At 57.2% G+C, this 16,419-nt stretch carries 17 protein-coding genes and 3 tRNA genes; 9 read left to right on the top strand and 11 right to left on the bottom strand.

Features of this window, described 5'->3' with window-relative positions; all coding sequences use genetic code 11:
* Positions 1-359: 359 nt before the first annotated feature.
* The 4 genes from EF096_RS04625 to EF096_RS04610 all read left to right on the top strand — a co-directional run bounded on the left by EF096_RS04625 (position 360) and on the right by EF096_RS04610 (position 4,285).
* Positions 360-1,949 (top strand): peptide chain release factor 3, encoded by a 1,590-nt coding sequence (locus EF096_RS04625; RefSeq protein WP_123888440.1) that lies wholly within the window; start codon positions 360-362, stop codon positions 1,947-1,949.
* Between the two features lie 180 nt (positions 1,950-2,129).
* Positions 2,130-2,924 (top strand): TatD family hydrolase, encoded by a 795-nt coding sequence (locus EF096_RS04620; protein WP_123888439.1) that lies wholly within the window; start codon positions 2,130-2,132, stop codon positions 2,922-2,924.
* A 58-nt stretch (positions 2,925-2,982) separates the two neighbouring features.
* Positions 2,983-3,447 carry a hypothetical protein gene (locus EF096_RS04615; protein WP_123888438.1) on the top strand — a complete coding sequence of 155 codons (465 nt, stop codon included), beginning with the start codon at positions 2,983-2,985 and terminating at the stop codon, positions 3,445-3,447.
* A gap of 19 nt (positions 3,448-3,466) precedes the next feature.
* A complete protein-coding gene (locus EF096_RS04610; protein ID WP_123888437.1) occupies positions 3,467-4,285 on the top strand; it encodes an SDR family oxidoreductase in 819 nt (272 codons plus the stop codon).
* Positions 4,286-4,308: 23 nt separating this feature from the next.
* Here the strand turns inward: EF096_RS04610 and EF096_RS04605 are convergent, their stop codons facing one another.
* A complete protein-coding gene (locus tag EF096_RS04605) occupies positions 4,309-5,340 on the bottom strand; it encodes a Leu/Phe/Val dehydrogenase (RefSeq protein ID WP_123888436.1) in 1,032 nt (343 codons plus the stop codon).
* Between the two features lie 123 nt (positions 5,341-5,463).
* On the opposite strand from EF096_RS04605, the gene EF096_RS04600 reads away from it, so the two are divergent.
* Positions 5,464-6,294 carry a Tim44 domain-containing protein gene (locus tag EF096_RS04600; protein ID WP_235869629.1) on the top strand — a complete coding sequence of 277 codons (831 nt, stop codon included), beginning with the start codon at positions 5,464-5,466 and terminating at the stop codon, positions 6,292-6,294.
* Between the two features lie 134 nt (positions 6,295-6,428).
* Here the strand turns inward: EF096_RS04600 and EF096_RS04595 are convergent, their stop codons facing one another.
* Together EF096_RS04595 and EF096_RS04590 are read right to left on the bottom strand one after the other, a co-directional pair.
* A complete protein-coding gene (locus tag EF096_RS04595) occupies positions 6,429-6,983 on the bottom strand; it encodes a response regulator transcription factor (RefSeq protein WP_123888434.1) in 555 nt (184 codons plus the stop codon).
* On the bottom strand, positions 6,973-8,250 hold the full coding sequence (locus EF096_RS04590; RefSeq protein WP_123888519.1) for an ATP-binding protein: 1,278 nt from the start codon (positions 8,248-8,250) through the stop codon (positions 6,973-6,975). Before EF096_RS04590 ends, EF096_RS04595 begins: the two co-directional genes overlap by 11 nt.
* 152 nt (positions 8,251-8,402) lie before the next feature.
* On the opposite strand from EF096_RS04590, the gene EF096_RS04585 reads away from it, so the two are divergent.
* Positions 8,403-9,110, top strand: coding sequence for an SIMPL domain-containing protein (locus EF096_RS04585; protein ID WP_123888433.1), 708 nt, complete (start codon positions 8,403-8,405; stop codon positions 9,108-9,110).
* A gap of 72 nt (positions 9,111-9,182) precedes the next feature.
* Here the strand turns inward: EF096_RS04585 and EF096_RS04580 are convergent, their stop codons facing one another.
* Both EF096_RS04580 and EF096_RS04575 read right to left on the bottom strand, forming a co-directional pair.
* Complete coding sequence (locus tag EF096_RS04580; protein ID WP_123888432.1) at positions 9,183-9,398, bottom strand: hypothetical protein; 216 nt, start codon at positions 9,396-9,398, stop codon at positions 9,183-9,185.
* 62 nt (positions 9,399-9,460) lie between these two features.
* Positions 9,461-10,147 (bottom strand): energy-coupling factor ABC transporter permease, encoded by a 687-nt coding sequence (locus EF096_RS04575; RefSeq protein WP_123888431.1) that lies wholly within the window; start codon positions 10,145-10,147, stop codon positions 9,461-9,463.
* Positions 10,148-10,392: 245 nt separating this feature from the next.
* On the opposite strand from EF096_RS04575, the gene EF096_RS04570 reads away from it, so the two are divergent.
* Entirely contained in the window at positions 10,393-10,569 is a 177-nt protein-coding gene (locus EF096_RS04570) for a DUF3094 family protein (protein WP_123888430.1), read from the top strand.
* A gap of 177 nt (positions 10,570-10,746) precedes the next feature.
* The gene (locus EF096_RS04565) at positions 10,747-12,069 is read left to right on the top strand and encodes an NAD(P)/FAD-dependent oxidoreductase (protein ID WP_123888429.1); all 1,323 of its coding nucleotides are present in this window, start codon (positions 10,747-10,749) and stop codon (positions 12,067-12,069) included.
* 241 nt (positions 12,070-12,310) lie between these two features.
* Here the strand turns inward: EF096_RS04565 and EF096_RS04560 are convergent.
* The 6 genes from EF096_RS04560 to EF096_RS04535 form a co-directional block, all read right to left on the bottom strand.
* Positions 12,311-12,386 (bottom strand) — tRNA-Lys (locus EF096_RS04560).
* Between the two features lie 15 nt (positions 12,387-12,401).
* Positions 12,402-12,478 (bottom strand) — tRNA-Pro (locus tag EF096_RS04555).
* A gap of 14 nt (positions 12,479-12,492) precedes the next feature.
* Positions 12,493-12,568: transfer RNA gene (locus EF096_RS04550), tRNA-Asn, on the bottom strand.
* 201 nt (positions 12,569-12,769) lie between these two features.
* Positions 12,770-14,317, bottom strand: coding sequence for a phosphoenolpyruvate carboxykinase (locus EF096_RS04545; protein ID WP_123888428.1), 1,548 nt, complete (start codon positions 14,315-14,317; stop codon positions 12,770-12,772).
* Positions 14,318-14,491: 174 nt separating this feature from the next.
* Entirely contained in the window at positions 14,492-15,373 is an 882-nt protein-coding gene (hslO, locus tag EF096_RS04540; RefSeq protein ID WP_123888427.1) for an Hsp33 family molecular chaperone HslO, read from the bottom strand.
* Between the two features lie 35 nt (positions 15,374-15,408).
* Complete coding sequence (locus EF096_RS04535; RefSeq protein WP_123888426.1) at positions 15,409-15,816, bottom strand: RNA-binding S4 domain-containing protein; 408 nt, start codon at positions 15,814-15,816, stop codon at positions 15,409-15,411.
* Positions 15,817-15,918: 102 nt separating this feature from the next.
* On the opposite strand from EF096_RS04535, the gene rimB reads away from it, so the two are divergent.
* Positions 15,919-16,380 carry a retropepsin-like aspartic endopeptidase RimB gene (gene rimB / locus EF096_RS04530; protein WP_123888425.1) on the top strand — a complete coding sequence of 154 codons (462 nt, stop codon included), beginning with the start codon at positions 15,919-15,921 and terminating at the stop codon, positions 16,378-16,380.
* The last annotated feature ends 39 nt before the right edge of the window (positions 16,381-16,419 follow it).

Raw genomic sequence — 16,419 nt, 5'->3', positions numbered from 1 at the left:
GAAACCGCCTAAATAATCCGCCCAACGCTAAGGGTCCCTGACACATCCCCGAGTGCGCAGGTCACTGCCGGAATCAGCTATCGCCCGGTGGATTAGCAGCAACGGCACAGCAGGCGCAGATTATTACCCGGATCGTCGCGCATAAAGCCTTGTCGACTTGCGTCATACCGGAGACAGAATAGGCGCTTAAAAAGCTGAAGATGCCCGAGCTTCGGGGGGGGCTACAGCCGATGCATTTGTGTCCTGTCGATTGTGTATACCGCGCGGATCAGGGAAAATGACCACCACTTTTCGCTTAAAGCCGCCCGCCACGCCAATCAGGCTGCGCCGGCAGCAAAAAATCTGGAATACCTCTGCTGATGTCGAACGCTCCAATCGCACAGGAAGTCGGTAAACGCCGCACTTTCGCCATTATCTCTCACCCTGACGCTGGTAAGACCACCATCACCGAGCGCTTGCTGCTGATGGGGCAAGCGATCAGCGTAGCCGGCACCGTCAAGTCGCGGAAATCCGACCGCCATGCTACGTCCGACTGGATGGCAATGGAGAAGGAACGGGGTATCTCGGTGACCACCTCGGTGATGCAGTTCCCTTATCGTGACGGCATGATCAACCTGCTCGATACCCCCGGCCACGAAGACTTCTCGGAAGATACCTACCGCACCCTGACCGCCGTCGACTCGGCGCTCATGGTACTCGACGGCGGTAAAGGGGTTGAGCCACGCACCATCGCCCTGATGGACGTATGCCGTCTGCGCGATACGCCCATCGTCAGTTTCGTCAACAAGCTCGACCGCGATATACGCGACCCGATTGAGCTGCTGGATGAAATCGAAGACGTGCTCAACATCAAGGCCGCGCCCATCACCTGGCCGATCGGTTGCTACCGCGACTTCAAGGGTGTGTATCACCTCAAGCGCGACTGCATCATCGTTTATGAGGCAGGGCATGGCCACGAGCGCACGGAAACCAAAACCATCGACCGGCTCGACTCGGACGAAGCGCGCGCTCACCTGGGCGACCTCTACGACGACTTTGTCGAGCAGCTGGAACTGGTGCAGGGCGCCTGCCACGAGTTTGACGAGCAAGCGTTTCTCAAAGGCGAAATGACCCCCGTATTCTTCGGCACCGCACTGGGTAACTTTGGCGTCGACCAGGTACTCGATGCCATCGTCGACTGGGCTCCACGACCACAACCTCGCGATAGCCACGAGCGTACAGTTCAGCCGACTGAAGCCTCGTTCAGCGGTTTCGTGTTCAAGATTCAAGCGAATATGGATCCCAAACACCGCGACCGTATCGCGTTTCTGCGTATCTGTTCCGGCCGTTACGAAAAAGGCATGAAGCTGCATCACGTGCGCACCGGCAAGGATGTACGTATCGCCGACGCCCTGACCTTCTTCGCTGCCGAGCGCGAGCATCTGGAAGAGGCTTGGGCTGGCGACATCATCGGCTTGCACAACCACGGCACCATTCAGATTGGTGACACCTTCACCGAGGGCGAGAAGATCGGGTTCACCGGCATCCCGCACTTCGCACCTGAGCTGTTTCGCCGCGTGCGCCTGAAGGACCCGCTGAAATCCAAGCAGTTGCGTCAGGGCCTGCAGGAGCTGGCTGAGGAAGGCGCCACCCAGGTATTCTTCCCGGAGCGCAACAACGACATCATCCTTGGCGCCGTTGGTGTGCTTCAGTTCGATGTAGTTGCCTCACGGTTGCAACAGGAATACAAGGTCGAGTGTATTTATGAGCCGATCAATGTCTGGTCAGCGCGTTGGGTCGAGTCCAGTGATCGCAAGAAACTGGAAGAATTCAGCAACAAGGCCACCGACAACCTGGCGATTGACGGCGGCGGCCACCTGACCTATCTGGCCCCTACCCGCGTTAACCTCAGCCTGACCGAAGAACGCTGGCCCGACATCGCCTTCCGCGCAACCCGCGAGCATCACTGACGCGCTACGCTAAGCGCAGCTGCAAGCTGCAAGCTGCAAGCAATTAGAAGCCCGTTCCAGTGTTTTGGTTCGGGCTTTTCGCTTGAAGCTTGAAGCTTGAGGCTTGAGGCTTGAGGCTTGAGGCTTGAGGCTCGAAGTCTGCGGCTTGCGGCTTGCGGCTTGCCAGCGTAGCGTTAACCAATGCGCTACATAGATACCCATACCCACCTGGACTTCGCCGCCTTTGACCCCGACCGTGACGCGGTGCTGGATGATTGCTTGCAGCTGGGTGTCGAACGACTGGTAGTACTGGGGGTGGCCGTCAGCAACTGGCAAAAAGTATGGCAACTGACTCAGCAGCAGCCCATGTTGCACGCAGCCTTCGGCCTGCACCCGATGTTCTGTGCCGAGCATCAGCCGCAGCACCTGGATCAACTGCGCCAACAACTGCAGAACTGCAGCGGCCACCGCCAACTCTGTGCCGTAGGCGAGTTTGGTCTGGACTTCTACCTCGACAATACCGACCGCGACGCCCAACAACAGCTGTTTGAACAGCAGTTGGCACTGGCGGCCGACTTCTCGCTACCCGTGCTGCTGCACGTGCGTCGCGCACATGCGCAATGTATTGCTACCTTAAAGCGATTCAAACTCCAGCGCAGCGGCATCATCCACGCCTTTTCTGGCAGCCTGGAAGAAGCGCAGGAGTATCTCAAGCTGGGCTTCAAACTCGGTATTGGCGGAGCCGCAACATGGCCCCAGGCCAAACGAATGCATCGCACTATCGCCCAACTGCCTGCCAATAGCATCGTATTGGAAACCGACTCACCCGATATGCCGCCCAGCTTCGCGGTGTCGCAACGTAATAGCCCGCAAAATATTCCTGCGATCGCCAGGCACTTGGCTGAGCTGCGCAAACAACCAGTGCAGCAGTTCGCCGAGCAGTGCTGGCATAACAGCTGTGAATTATTCGACTGGGCCACCACGCCAGTGTCTTGAGCAGGGCGGTCTGTTACAGTCGAGAGTCTTTCCAAGTGGCAAACCGAGGAGAAACCCCATGCCTTTTCTAGGCGTTGCCATTTTTCTGGTCTGGCTGGTTCTACTGTTGCGCTTCCCCAGGGTGATGCTGCCGGTAAGCGGCGTGCTGGCGGGTCTGGGCCTGCTGCTGGGCCTGGTCATGGGCCTGCTGCAGTGGCAACAAGCCCAGCGAGTAGAGCAACTGGCTTTCGACCTCGCCTACCAGCCTGAGCAATGTGAGTTTGGCAAACCACTGGTGGTGCGTATAAGCAACCAGAGTGACTCAGCGGTGCAGCACATTCACTGGCAGCTGGTGGCTAGCCAACCGGGCTACAACACCAATTTGCTGGATGCTGGCGTGGCGCTGGACTTCAGCAGCCCTACTCGCCTGGCACCCGGTGAGCAGGTAAAGCTGTGTTTCAGCGTGCCGCGCCTGCGACGCGGCTACCGCGAAGCCGAGCTGGACTACCAGGCCGATGAGGTCAGCGCAGAATTCATCAACTAACCAACAAGGATAATAAAAGATGCCACAAGAAGTCGCGTTGATCACAGGCTGTTCCACCGGTATCGGTCAAGCACTGGCCCATTGCTGCCTGGATGCCGGTTATCAGGTCTGGGCCACGGCCCGCAATCCGGAAACACTGGCACCGCTGGTCGCTCGGGGCGCCATTGCCGTGCAGTTGGATGTGAATAACGCAGAGCAGCGGCAAGCCTGCGCAGAGCGCCTGCGCACCGAGGCCGGCCGCCTGGACCTGCTGATCAATAACGCTGGCTACGGTGCCATGGGACCGATCATGGATGCGGATCGCGACACCCTGCTCAAGCAATTCGACACCAATGTCTTTGCGCCGCTGCAACTGGTGCGCGACACCGCACACTTACTACGCGACAGCAAAGGCCTGATCGTCAATATCGGTAGCGTTTCTGGCGTAACCACGACGCCGTTTTCCGGCGTGTACTGCGCCTCCAAGGCCGCGCTGCACGCGATTTCCGATGCCCTGCGGATGGAGCTGCACCCCTTTGGTGTTCAGGTACTGACGGTGCTGCCGGGCGCTATTGCTTCGGACTTCGGTAATAACGCCAGCGCCGCCATCACCATGGCAGAAACATCCTGGTTCAAGCCTTGGGAAAAAGCCGTGCAAGCACGCGCCAAGGCGTCGCAGAACGCCCAATCCACCAGTGCTGCAGACTTTGCCAAGGAGTTGCTGGGTTACGTGAAGAATCCGGTCCGCCCGGAACAGGCGCTGATTGGCCACAGCGCACGCAGCATGGTGCGCCTGAAGCGTTGGTTACCGCTGTCCATGCTCGACAAACGCATGCGCAAACGCTTCAAGCTGGAATAATGCGCTGTTACTGAGCTGAAGCCTTAACCCGAGGCGTCAGGATAGATTATGCGCTCTGCCTGGCGATCAGCGACTTCTGCCGGCGAGCGCCCTTCGCTTTGACTCTGCGTAAAGATGCTATCCAGCCGCTCACCTATGGCCTTGACCCGTGCCGCTATTTCGCCGTGCGCCACACCTCGATGCGTCAACGCCACATGTAACAAGCCGCCGGCATTGATCACATAATCCGGCGCATAGAGAATGCCACGCGCATCCAGTTGATCGGCCATATCAATGTCTATCAGCTGATTGTTGGCTGCGCCCGCCACCGCAGCGCAGCGCAATAACGAGATGCTGCGCTGATTGATCGCACCACCGAGTCCACAGGGTGAAAAGATATCGCAAGGCGCTTCGTATACCGCATCCAGTGCCAGCGGCTGCGCATCCAGTTCCTCTTCAGCCAAGCGTACCTTACCCTGATCCAGGTCACTGACCATCAACTCGGCTCCCTCAGCGTGCAGTAGCTGGGCCAGCGCATAACCCACATTGCCCAGTCCCTGCACAGTTATACGAACGCCACTGAGGCTTTCCTGCCCCAGGCGCGCCCGCACGGCAGCCCTTATGCCAGCCAATACACCCAGGGCGGTGTGGGGTGAGGGATCACCCGCTTCGGTAGTACTGGTTACATGGCCCGTTTGCTGGGCAATGCAGTCCATATCAGCGCTGCTGGTACCGCTGTCCATGGCGGTGATATAGCCACCGCGCAAGGATTCGATACAGCGGCCAAAGGCCTCAAAGAGAGCCGCGCGATTGGCAACGTGGGGCTGTCGCAAGATGACGGCTTTGCCCCCGCCCTGTTCAAGCCCAGCAAGCGCGGCTTTGTAACTCATACCACGTGCCAAACGCATGGCGTCGGCAACCGCCTCATCAAGGCTATTGTAAGGAAGGTAACGGCAGCCACCCAGCGCCGGCCCAAGGTGAGTATTGTGGATAGCAACGATAGCCTCCAGCCCGCTTGCCTGGTCTGAAAAGAAATGCAGCCCCTGCATACGCTCCGCCCGCATTGCTGTGAACATTTAGGCCTCTCCTGCTTTGCTGGTTGTCTGAAACAACAATACACACTAATCCTATTCGTTACCCGTGACGCTTTGGCAAACTGGTAGTCCTTTTATTCGGAGAAGTAAAACATGCGCTGGCTAATGCCGTTTCTAACTGTTTTGTTGATGATCACCGTTAGCGTTCCCGACGCCGAAGCCCGTCGCATGGGCGGTGGTAAAAGCTTCGGCAGCACCCCAAGCCATCAAAGCCAGCCAGCTCAGCGCCAGCAGGCTCCGCGCGATCAGCAAGCCGCACCAGGCAAACAACCGGGCGCGGCCGCAGCCAGCTCCGGTGCCAACCGCTGGCTCGGCCCCCTGGCCGGTATTGCTGCCGGCGGATTATTAGCATCCATGTTTTTCGGCGATGGCTTCGAAGGCTTTCAGCTATTCGACATTCTGATCCTCGGATTGATTGCTTTCATGTTGTTCAAATTGTTCAGCCGCCGCCCGCAGCCACAGTTACAGCCGGCCGGTGGCGCACCCGTGCAGCGCGAGGCAACGCCGCAGTACAAGGCAGCGTCAGCCGCCAGCACTCAGTTTCGTGCTGACCCCGCCCAACAGGACGCGCCGGCCTGGTTTGACGCGGAGCTGTTTCTGCGTGCAGCCACAGAGCACTTTTACACCCTGCAGCGTCATTGGCGCGATGGCGACACTGCCGGCATGGCCGAATATCTCAACCCGCAGCTGCTGACACAACTGATGCAGGCACGCGAGGAGCAACCACCTACCGCGAACGGCTTTGTCGACGACCTCGACGTTCGCTTGGATGGGATTACCCAGACCCAGGGCCGCACACTGGTCACGGTTAGCTTTACCGGCCTGGACCGCGATAGTGCTGAAGACCCCGGACATCGGTTTGACGAAAGCTGGGCGCTAGAACGCGCCGACGGTGAAGGTCAACCATGGATCATTACCGGGATCAGGCAGAACTGAGCGCGCAGCGGGCGCGTTCGTATCAAGCTAGAAGCTAGAAGCTAGAAGCTAGAAGCTAGAAACAGTGAGAAGCCCGTGCCGGAGATCGGTTCGGGCTTTTTTTATTGCTTGAAGCTTCAAGCCTGGAAAGCTTATCAGCGCCTGACAGGCCGCTTCTGCAACTTGCGCTGTAGCGTTCGACGGTGCATACCCAGGGCTCTGGCTGTGGCAGAAATATTGCCATCGTGCTCTGCCAATACGCGCTGGATGTGCTCCCACTGCAACCGGTCAACCGACATGGGGTGTTCCGGCACCAGGGTGTCGGGGTCGGCCTGTTCGGACAGTAACGCAGTTAATACGTCATCCGCGTCGGCAGGCTTGCACAGATAGTTACAGGCCCCCCGCTTGATCGCTTCAACAGCGGTCGCAATACTGGAATACCCGGTCAGTATGACAATTTTTAGATCGGGATAGAGTTCCAGCAAGCGTGGCATCAGCACCAAACCGGAGTCACCCTCCATCTTCAGATCGAGTACGGCGAAGTCCGGCTGACGCTCACGGGCGATCTGCATTGCTTCCTCGGCACCACCGGCGGTATCTACCCTCAGGCCGCGACGACTCAGTGCACGCGCCAGTACCCGCGTAAAAGTGGGGTCATCATCTACCAACAACAACAGTGGCTGCTCTTCCGGGCTTAATTCATCGCTCATGCCTGATCTCCTGTGCAATCGGCAATATCACTTCAGTCAAGGTACCACCCTCATCCTGATTGAACAGTCTTACCGTGCCACCGATGCGCTCAACGGCGGCCTGGCTCAAAAACAAGCCAAGACCAAAGCCCTTCTTGCCCTTGGTCGTCAAAAAAGCAGTGCCCAGTTGTTCAGCGATATGCAGCGGTACACCCGGTCCACGGTCAAGTATGCGCAGGGTAATAAAGCGCTGGTCCCACTCAAGACTGATACGGATACCCTCAGCACAGGCATCCGCCGCGTTATTCAGCAAATTAAGCATGGCCTGCCCCAACTCCGGACTGGCCTGCAAACTGGGTACGTCACCGGCAGGCAGTGGCTGCCATTGCCAAGAGACCTCGGGACGCATCAACTGCCAGCGCGCCAGCATGGCTCGCAACCAGCTGTCCGCAGGCTCAATCCGCTCTGGCTGACGCCGATTGTCTTCCGCGCTACGCACCATGTGCTGCAAGCTCTCCTTGCACAGTCTGACCTGCTCTTGGAGTACAGCCAGGTCCTCCTGTAACTCTGGCTCGGGATAGTCCTTGCTCAGATCCTTGAGTAGCACACTCATGGTCGATAACGGCGTTGACAGCTCGTGTGCGGCACCTGCTGCCACACTGGCGATGCCCAGCAGTTGAGCGTCGCGGATGCTTTGCTCACGACGCTCAGCCAACCGTTCAGCGTGCTGGCGCAGCGCGTCGGCCATACGCACAACAAACAGGCTGATCAGACCGGCGCTCATGGCAAAATTAAGCCACATACCAATAACATGCAGGCTAACCAGGCCACCGCCCAAGGGAATATCAAATGCCGTCAGCGGCTCATACCAGACCAGCAACGCACTGTAGGAAGTGACCGCGACCACCGCCAGTACCGCAGTAAAGAACCAGGGCAAAGTGGCCGCCGCAATGGTCAGGGGCACGAGATAATAGGATACGAAGGGATTGGTTGGTCCGCCTGAGTAGTAGAGCAGCACGCTGTGGATAAACATGTCGAACAGCAACTGCAGGCCGTACTCCAGACTCGTTACCGGCCAACCTCGTCCCAGCCGCAACAGCGTTAGGATACTAACCAGCGCAGAGCCGCCGAGCGCTAACAGCAAGGGCCCCCAGGGCAAAGGGAACCAGCCGCTGAGGTACGCGGCCAGGACCGACACACTCTGCGCCAGCAATACCAATAAACGGATAAGGATCAAGCGCCACAAATTCTGACGCGAGGGCGATAACGCCAATGTATTAGGGCTCATGAATGATCGCGTGGACATACCAAACTCCAGTATAGGCGGGCGAGGCTAGCGCCTCGCGCGACACAGGGTCGCACAAAGCACGGATTCTTGGGAGAGCGGAACCTGTGCGCTAGTATCGGGTCAGATTACGCAAGATCAAGGAGACCTACTTTATGCGTTCACTTCACCTTCCCCTGTCCGGCCTGTTTCTGGGTATGAGTCTACTCGCCGCTGGTGCTCAGGCAGAGCCCCTGCGCTACAACCAGGTTTCTCTGCACGCGCAGGTCGAGCAGTCGGTTAACCATGACACCATGAGCGTGACCCTGTTCACCGAAGCACAGGACGAGGATCCGGCCAAACTGGCAGAGAAGATCACTCGAACCCTGAACGCAGCGCTGCAAACCGCACGCGCTGAAGACAAAGTCAGTGTCAGCAGCGGTAACCGCAGCAGCCAACCGGTTTATGACGAGAAGCGTGAGAACATCATCGGCTGGCGCGAACGTGGCGAGATGGTTATCGAAGGTAGCGACTTCGCCGCGATTTCTGCCCTTACCGGCGAGCTGCTGGGCGATCTGAGCCTGGCCGACATGCAGTTCAGCCTATCTGCTGATAGCCGCAGCAAAACCGAAGATACTCTGGTCGCCGATGCCATTGAGGCGTTCAAGTCACGCGCCAACATTGCTACGCGCAGCCTTGGCGGCGCTGGCTATAAAATCGTCAACCTGAACCTGAACACCCAGTACATGCAGCCCATGCGCTACCGCGGTCAACAGAAAATGATGATGTCCGCCGATATGGAAATGAGCACACCTGAAGTGGCTGGCGGTCAGTCTGACGTTACCGTGAGCGCCGATGGCACCATCGAAGTTCAAGGCCTGTAAGCACGCTTCCCAGCCACGCCCTTTTCAATCCTGAATCGGGCGTGGACTACCCCGCCAGCAGACACTTCATCATCATGGCCGCATGAAGGCGTAATCTTCGTCATCGTTGAGGTTGTCAGCAAGAAAAGCCAACTCGCTGGCGATATCCGCATGGCTACGCCCGCGCTTGTAAACATTGATCACTTCAGTCATTAATCCCCGCGCCAGCGCCTGCTCGTCATAACCAGCCGCTGCAGCCTGTTCAATTGCCTGCGCCATCACTTCCTTCGCTATTTTGTATGCGGACATTTACGCTCTCCTGTGTAAAACACCAATTATGCATAATCCGGTATCGCGGGCATTGATCTGTCTCAGGATTTTCCGTCGTGATCGAATGGCTCCTGAAGATAACGGTCGGTATCAAAAGTATCGACCCAATCCGGATGAAACACGATCAGCGCAGTCACTGCCGTGCCATTGATGAAGCCCTCCGGGAACATCACCAGCAGCAGATAACCACACAATTCGAGAAAACTGGCGGGCGGCTGCAGGGCACCCGACCAATGCAACAGCCCCATGCCCACCAGCACTGTGGCCGCTGCCGCCAGGCCGGCTGCAAAAAAACCGCTGACAAATATGTAGAGGAAAAGATTGCGTGGCTGAAAAGACTCCAAAGCGCGGCTGAGCAATAGCGTGATACCAACGGGCACCAGAATGCGCAGCAGCCCATTGGCGCCCAACGCGGCGAGGTCATCCAGCCCCAACAGGCACAAAGCCAGCTGCGCCAGGCTGCCGGCGACAATTGCCAGCGGCCAGTCGAGCATCAGCATTACCGCAGTCAGGCCAATGAAGTGCACCGTTAGCCCGTTATCGAACTCGCGTCGCACCAACCAAAGCACGAAAAGAGCAAAAACACTGCCGAAGAACAGGTGATGACGTCGCGTATCGGCTATCAATTCAACCCAACGCACGCGCATCAATGCCCACAGCAACGCCACTGCGTAAAGCAGCGCACAGATAACAAGCTGACCGGGTGTCAGCAAATCGGCAGAGAGCATGCGCAACCTCCTGATCAACAGCTGGACATAATAGCAGCCAGCGACGCGAATCTCAGCCTTGGCAACAGCGCAGAATTCTGCCGGCCGTGACTCAATTTCAGTGCAGCTCCGGCAATGTCACCAGTTTACCCGCCCACTAGCAGCGACTGATGCAATAACCGCAACAGAGGGCTAGAATGATGAAAAAGTCAGTCAAGCCCCCCGCGCAGCAATGTACTGCGCCGCCGACAAAAAAAGGTCATCGCATGTCCAGTCGCCTGAACCCGCAAGATCAGCAACGGGTCGACAAGTACCTCGAGTCACCCATACACCAGGTGCCACGCAGACCGTTCAAGGTCTGGATTCTGCTCGCATTGGTCGCCGGATCGGTTGTGGTCCTGGGTCTGCTCTCGCGCATGCTCGGGCAGTTAGTGGTCGCCTAGCGCAGACTGGTTCGCCAGCGCATAACGCGCAAGACAAGGACATGCATAGCAACAGGACGTAGCGTTGCAGCGACGGTTTCAAAGCCGCCATGACACGTCAGATCGTCCCGATACCGATCTTTGGCCCTGCAGAGCCTGACTGACGCCGGTTTCCTATACTTCCGTGAGTAAACACCTATGTCAGATGCATCACAGGCTAGCCCGCAACCCCGAATCCTGATCGTCGGCGGCGGCGCAGGCGGCCTTGAACTAGCCACCACGCTGGGCCGCAAGCTGGGCAAGAAAGGCAAGGCCAGTGTCACCCTGGTCGACACCAACATGACCCATATCTGGAAGCCACTGCTGCACGAGGTAGCAGCTGGCTCGCTGAACTCCACCGATGACGAGCTTAACTATGTTGCCCAAGCCAAGTGGAACCATTTCCGCTTTCAACTGGGCGCCATGACCGAGCTTGACCGGGAACAGCGCAACATTACCCTGGCGCCCATTCTCGATGAAAAGGGCAACGAGCTGATCGCCAGTCGACAACTGGACTACGATTACCTGGTCATTTCGGTCGGCAGTACCACCAACGACTTCAACACCGCCGGCGCTGCTGATCACTGCCTCTTTCTGGACACCCGTGCGCAGGCTGAGCGCTTTCACCGCGCACTGCTAAACCAGTACATGAAAACCCAAACAACGGACTTACAAGGCCCTGGTCAGCCGATCAACGTCGCCATTATCGGCGCCGGCGCGACCGGTGTTGAATTGGCTGCCGAACTGCACCACGCGGCGCAGATGCTCAAGGCCTATGGTTTCGACCGTATCAACCCGGAAGATCTCAACATCAACATCATCGAGGCCAGCGAACGCCTGCTGCCCGCACTACCCGAGCGCATCAGCGGCCCGGTCACGCAGGTGCTCAAGGACCTGGGCGTCAAACTGCACACCGGCTCGGCAGTGAAAGAGGTGAAGGAAGACCGTCTGGTGCTGGCCAATGGCGAGGAGATTCCGGCGACGCTCAAGGTGTGGGCGGCAGGCATCCGCGCACCGGCCTTTCTGACTCAGCTGGGCCTTCCGGTAAACCGCATCAATCAACTTGAGGTTGAACGCACTTTGTTAGTGAAAGGCGAAGATCGGATATTCGCCTTTGGCGACTGCGCTGCTTGCCCTATGGGAGATGAAGGTCGCTTTGTGCCGCCACGCGCGCAAGCGGCTCATCAACAGGCCAGCCTGCTCGCCAAGAACCTGCGCAAGCTGCTTGAGGGCAAACCACAGGAAGAGTACCGCTATCGTGACTACGGCTCACTGATCTCACTGTCGAGCTTCAGTGCGGTAGGCAATCTGATGGGTAACCTGACTGGCAATGTCATGCTGGAAGGTCGGCTGGCTCGCATGTTCTACGTCTCGCTGTACCGTCTGCACCAGATAGCCCTGTATGGCCTGCCAAGGACCATGATGCTGATGCTCAGCGATAGGTTCGGTCGCTCCACAGAGCCACGCCTGAAGCTGCACTAAGGCTTTGCAAAAGGAAGGGCTACACTGCCCTTCCTTTAACGCTTCAAACTCGCCTGAAAGCCCACATGCACCCTTGCACGAAGAATAGGGGCCTGGGTCATGCCTGGACGCTCAAGACAACGATGAAGCCTATCAATCAGACACGAAGAAGCCCCGACGAATCAGGTCGAGAAGCAAAAGCATAAACAGAAGGGTAATTACGGAGACTAGCGAAATACGGAGGGTCTTGCGAGGGATTGAGTGGTGGGTCGTGTAGGATTCGAACCTACGACCAATTGGTTAAAAGCCAACTGCTCTACCAACTGAGCTAACGACCCAATGCTCAAAAAAAATGGTCGGGGTAGAGGGATTCGAACTCTCGACATCCTGCTCCCAAAGCAGGCGCGCTACCAGGCTGCGCTATACCCCGAACTTGCTTAGAAGTGGCTCCGCGACCAGGACTCGAACCTGGGACCCAATGATTAACAGTCATTTGCTCTACCAACTGAGCTATCGCGGAATTACCTTCAAAACATCTCAGCCTGGGTAGTGGTTGGTGCTACATATCCCCTGCTGAGGCGCGCCATTTTACCTGCCAGCGCAAAGCTGTCAACCTTTTTTATGTCTTTTATTTCAATGTGCTATGTAAACACCCATACAGTCACCCAGAAACACAAAACCCGCCGTGCGGCGGGTTTTGTCAAGCGCTACAGCACAGGCTTCAGCTCAGCTGAGGACCCGCTGCAACGATGCTGTCAGCAACGTCGAACTTCTTGAAGTTCTCAACAAACAGCGCGGCCAAATCGGTTGCAGCCTTGTCGTAAGCAGCTGAGTCTGCCCAAGTGTTACGTGGGTTCAACAACTTGGTCTCAACGCCAGGTACGGCCTTTGGCACGTCCAGGTTGATACCTGGCAGGTGCTCAGTCTCGGTACCGATCAGCGCGCCCGACTGAATGGCAGAAATGATGCCACGGGTAGTCGGAATACTGAAGCGCGTACCTTCGCCGTAAGAACCGCCAGTCCAGCCGGTATTGACCAGATAAACCTTGCTGCCGAATGCATTGATACGTTTGATCAGCAACTCAGCGTACTCGCCCGCCGGACGCGGGAAGAAAGGCGCACCAAAGCAGGTAGAAAAGGTGGACTTGATACCGCTGCCCGATCCCATCTCGGTAGAGCCAACCAGTGCGGTGTAACCCGACAGGAAGTGATAGGCAGCCTGCTCGTTATTCAGAATGGATACCGGAGGCAATACGCCGGTCAAATCACACGTCAGGAAAATGATGGCGTTAGGCTCGCCGGCACGGTTGGCTTCAACGCGCTTCTCGACGTGCACCAGCGGATAAGCCGCGCGGGTGTTCTGCGTCAGGCTAACATCGGCGTAATCTGCGGTACGAGTGACGGGATCAATCACCACGTTCTCAACAATGGAGCCAAACTTGATGGCATTCCAGATCACCGGCTCATTCTTCTGCGACAGATCGATACACTTGGCGTAGCAGCCACCTTCAATATTGAAGACGCTACCTTCGGCCCAGCCGTGCTCATCATCGCCAATCAAATTGCGCGACTCATCGGCAGACAAGGTGGTCTTGCCAGTACCGGACAAACCGAAGAACAAGGTGGTATCACCGTCATCGCCAACGTTGGCGGCGCAGTGCATTGGCAATACATCCTTGGCTGGCAGCAGGAAGTTCTGCACGGAGAACATCGCCTTCTTCATTTCACCTGCGTACTGCATACCCGCAATCAACACCTTGCGCTCGGCAAAGTTGAGGATCACACAACCATCGCTGTTGGTACCGTCTCGCTCTGGCTCACACTCAAAGTGAGGCGCATTGAGGATCTGCCACTGGCCCTTCGCAGACGGGTTATAGCTTTGCGGATTGATAAACAGAGTACGGCCAAAGAGGTTATGCCATGCTGTCTCGGTTTCCATCACTACCGGCAGGTAATGCTCAGGGTCAGCGCCGACGTGCACATGTGACACAAAACTTTCACAGTTGCCGAGGTAGGCTGCAACACGATCCCACAGGGCAGCAAACTTGTCGGCCGGGAACGGACGATTGATTGGGCCCCAAGCGACGGCATCCTGAGTGGAAGGCTCTTCAACAATGAAACGATCCATTGGCGAGCGGCCTGTACGTGCGCCGGTCTTGACTACCAATGCGCCGTTGTCAGCCAACTGGCCTTCCTTGCGCTGAATAGCCAGCTCAATAAGCTGAGCGATGCTCAGATCGGTGTACACAGTATTGGTAGCTTGTGTCATCAAACATAGTCCTCTTCGACTTAGACCGAATATTCCAGAAAGACCGACAATTCGGCCTCAGCGCGTGGGGGTATAGGGTTTATTGATCATCCATTGATACAGCGCTGACTCAGCGCGCAGGCGCGCCATTATGCCAAAAAAATACCTGCAGCGCTAAATCTGATCGTTCATCTGTCAGTGCAGCTGGCGCGCATGCTCGTCTACGGCACTAAAAAGTGCCTCAATTGCATCAGCATCGTACTCGTAGCGAGCGTTACAGAACTGGCAATCAACTTCGATGCGACCACCCTGTTCCTGCAGCAACGCGAGCAAATCGTCTTTACCCAGACTGACCAGCGCATTACTGGAGCGCTCTGCCGAGCAACTGCATTCAAAGCGCACAACCTGTGCGTCAAAAAGCCGCAGATCTTCCTGGTGAAACAGACGATGCAGCACAGTCGCATTGTCCAGCCCGATCAGCTCTTCCGCGGTGAGGGTGTCTGCCAGCACATTGAGGTGCTGCCAGGTAGCAGCGCGATCCTCGGGGTCGAGCTGGCGATCGGCCGGCAACGCCTGCAGCAGAAAGCCACGCGCTATGCGGCCATCGGCCTGCAGCCGGAAACGGGTGGGCAGTTGCTCGGAGTTGGCAAAGTAGCCGTCCAAAGCTGCCGCCAGCGAGCCGCCTTCAAGGGACACTATGCCCTGGTAGCGCTGCCCGTTGGCAGGATCAATGGTAATCGCCAGCACGCCATCGGGCATGAGCTCCGTCAGGTTGCCTTCTTGCAAGTCATCGGCGTAACGGGCGATGCCGCGAACCGCCTGGTCGCTGGAGCACTCAACCATCAGCGTAGAGAGCGGTCCCTCGGACTTTGCCTGCAGAATCAGCAAGCCGTCGAACTTGATCGTGGTGGACAGCAGCACCGCTGCTGCGAGCATTTCGCCCAACAGCGCCTTTACCGGCTCGGGATAGTCGTGTTTGGCAAGGATCTCGCGATAGCTCTGATCTGCCGATACCATTTCGCCGCGCACGTCGGCGTTCTCGAACAGAAAGCGCTGGGTAATGTCTTGCGACGCCATGCTGGACTCCTCGCAAAAGGCGGAATTATACCCAATCAATCATCACTAGGTGCATTACGTTCATCGCGAAAGCGATGAATTTGCCGGCGCTGCTTCTTATTTGGCCGATGCTCGCTGATCAAACCACCCGCACCCAGGGCTTTGCGCTGAGCGATAGCCGCTTCGCGGCGACTGATACTGTCATCCGTCTCGGCATATAACGCTTGCGCTTCCGGCGCGCCCCGGCGCTGCTCGCTAAGCACCAGCACATCCACGTCGCGCACATCGAAGCCCTGGCGAACCTGTAGCCGATCACCGACACGAATCTCCTTGCTCGGCTTGCAGCGCTCGCCCTGGCACTGCACTTTGCCGCCCTCGATAGCGGCCTTGGCTAGCCCTCGCGTCTTGAAGAAACGCGCGGCCCAGAGCCATTTATCCAAGCGTAACTTGCCATCCTGCTGCATAACGTCTGTACTCCCCTTTCGCCCTGCAGTTTAACAGGCTTGTCGAAAACCTTGCGTTAACGCATGATGCGCGCAATTGGCCCAAGGTCTGGAGAACAAAGTGTGAAAACCTTTGACCATTTAACCGTTATCGGTCTGCGTGAATGGGTGGGTTTGCCTGCTCTTGGCATTGATCAGATTCTGGCAAAAATCGACAGCGGCGCCAAAACCTCTTCCCTGCATGCCAGCGACATCGAGACATTTGAACGCGATGGTGAAACCTGGGTCCGCTTCAATGCGCACACGGGCAGCCGCAACAAGCAGCGAACCACAAAATGCGAAGCACAACTAATAGAACTCAAACGCGTTAAAAGTTCGAACGGCCATCTGCAGGAGCGACACACCATTCGCACGCAAATGGTCCTCGGCGATCGAAGCTGGCCTGTCGAGTTTACGCTGACCTGTCGCAAGTCCATGCGCTATCGCATGCTGATGGGCTGCACTGCCATGCTGGATGGCAACCTGGTCATAAACCCTGGGTTACGTTTCGTGCAAGACAAGCCACAAACCAAAGAATTTGCCTGAACTATCGGCACCCCAACACCGCACCAATGCTTTAAGGAA

Source organism: Pseudomonas neustonica, from assembly GCF_003797945.1.
GTDB lineage: Bacteria > Pseudomonadota > Gammaproteobacteria > Pseudomonadales > Pseudomonadaceae > Halopseudomonas > Halopseudomonas neustonica.
Note: the sequence above shows the minus strand (reverse complement) of the source record. Positions and strands in the feature narration are given on the sequence as shown.

Excerpts from the sequence above, each read along its gene's own strand:
- EF096_RS04595 (WP_123888434.1), bottom strand. The coding sequence starts at position 6,983 with ATGAGCGATGAATTAAGCCCGGAAGAGCAGCCACTGTTGTTGTTGGTA.
- EF096_RS04580 (WP_123888432.1), bottom strand. The coding sequence starts at position 9,398 with ATGTCCGCATACAAAATAGCGAAGGAAGTGATGGCGCAGGCAATTGAA.
- EF096_RS04610 (WP_123888437.1), top strand. The coding sequence starts at position 3,467 with ATGCCACAAGAAGTCGCGTTGATCACAGGCTGTTCCACCGGTATCGGT.
- EF096_RS04585 (WP_123888433.1), top strand. The coding sequence starts at position 8,403 with ATGCGTTCACTTCACCTTCCCCTGTCCGGCCTGTTTCTGGGTATGAGT.
- EF096_RS04570 (WP_123888430.1), top strand. The coding sequence starts at position 10,393 with ATGTCCAGTCGCCTGAACCCGCAAGATCAGCAACGGGTCGACAAGTAC.
- EF096_RS04615 (WP_123888438.1), top strand. The coding sequence starts at position 2,983 with ATGCCTTTTCTAGGCGTTGCCATTTTTCTGGTCTGGCTGGTTCTACTG.
- EF096_RS04565 (WP_123888429.1), top strand. The coding sequence starts at position 10,747 with ATGTCAGATGCATCACAGGCTAGCCCGCAACCCCGAATCCTGATCGTC.
- EF096_RS04600 (WP_235869629.1), top strand. The coding sequence starts at position 5,464 with ATGCCGTTTCTAACTGTTTTGTTGATGATCACCGTTAGCGTTCCCGAC.
- EF096_RS04620 (WP_123888439.1), top strand. The coding sequence starts at position 2,130 with ATGCGCTACATAGATACCCATACCCACCTGGACTTCGCCGCCTTTGAC.
- EF096_RS04590 (WP_123888519.1), bottom strand. The coding sequence starts at position 8,250 with ATGAGCCCTAATACATTGGCGTTATCGCCCTCGCGTCAGAATTTGTGG.
- EF096_RS04605 (WP_123888436.1), bottom strand. The coding sequence starts at position 5,340 with ATGTTCACAGCAATGCGGGCGGAGCGTATGCAGGGGCTGCATTTCTTT.
- EF096_RS04535 (WP_123888426.1), bottom strand. The coding sequence starts at position 15,816 with ATGCAGCAGGATGGCAAGTTACGCTTGGATAAATGGCTCTGGGCCGCG.
- EF096_RS04575 (WP_123888431.1), bottom strand. The coding sequence starts at position 10,147 with ATGCTCTCTGCCGATTTGCTGACACCCGGTCAGCTTGTTATCTGTGCG.
- EF096_RS04625 (WP_123888440.1), top strand. The coding sequence starts at position 360 with ATGTCGAACGCTCCAATCGCACAGGAAGTCGGTAAACGCCGCACTTTC.
- EF096_RS04545 (WP_123888428.1), bottom strand. The coding sequence starts at position 14,317 with ATGACACAAGCTACCAATACTGTGTACACCGATCTGAGCATCGCTCAG.
- hslO (WP_123888427.1), bottom strand. The coding sequence starts at position 15,373 with ATGGCGTCGCAAGACATTACCCAGCGCTTTCTGTTCGAGAACGCCGAC.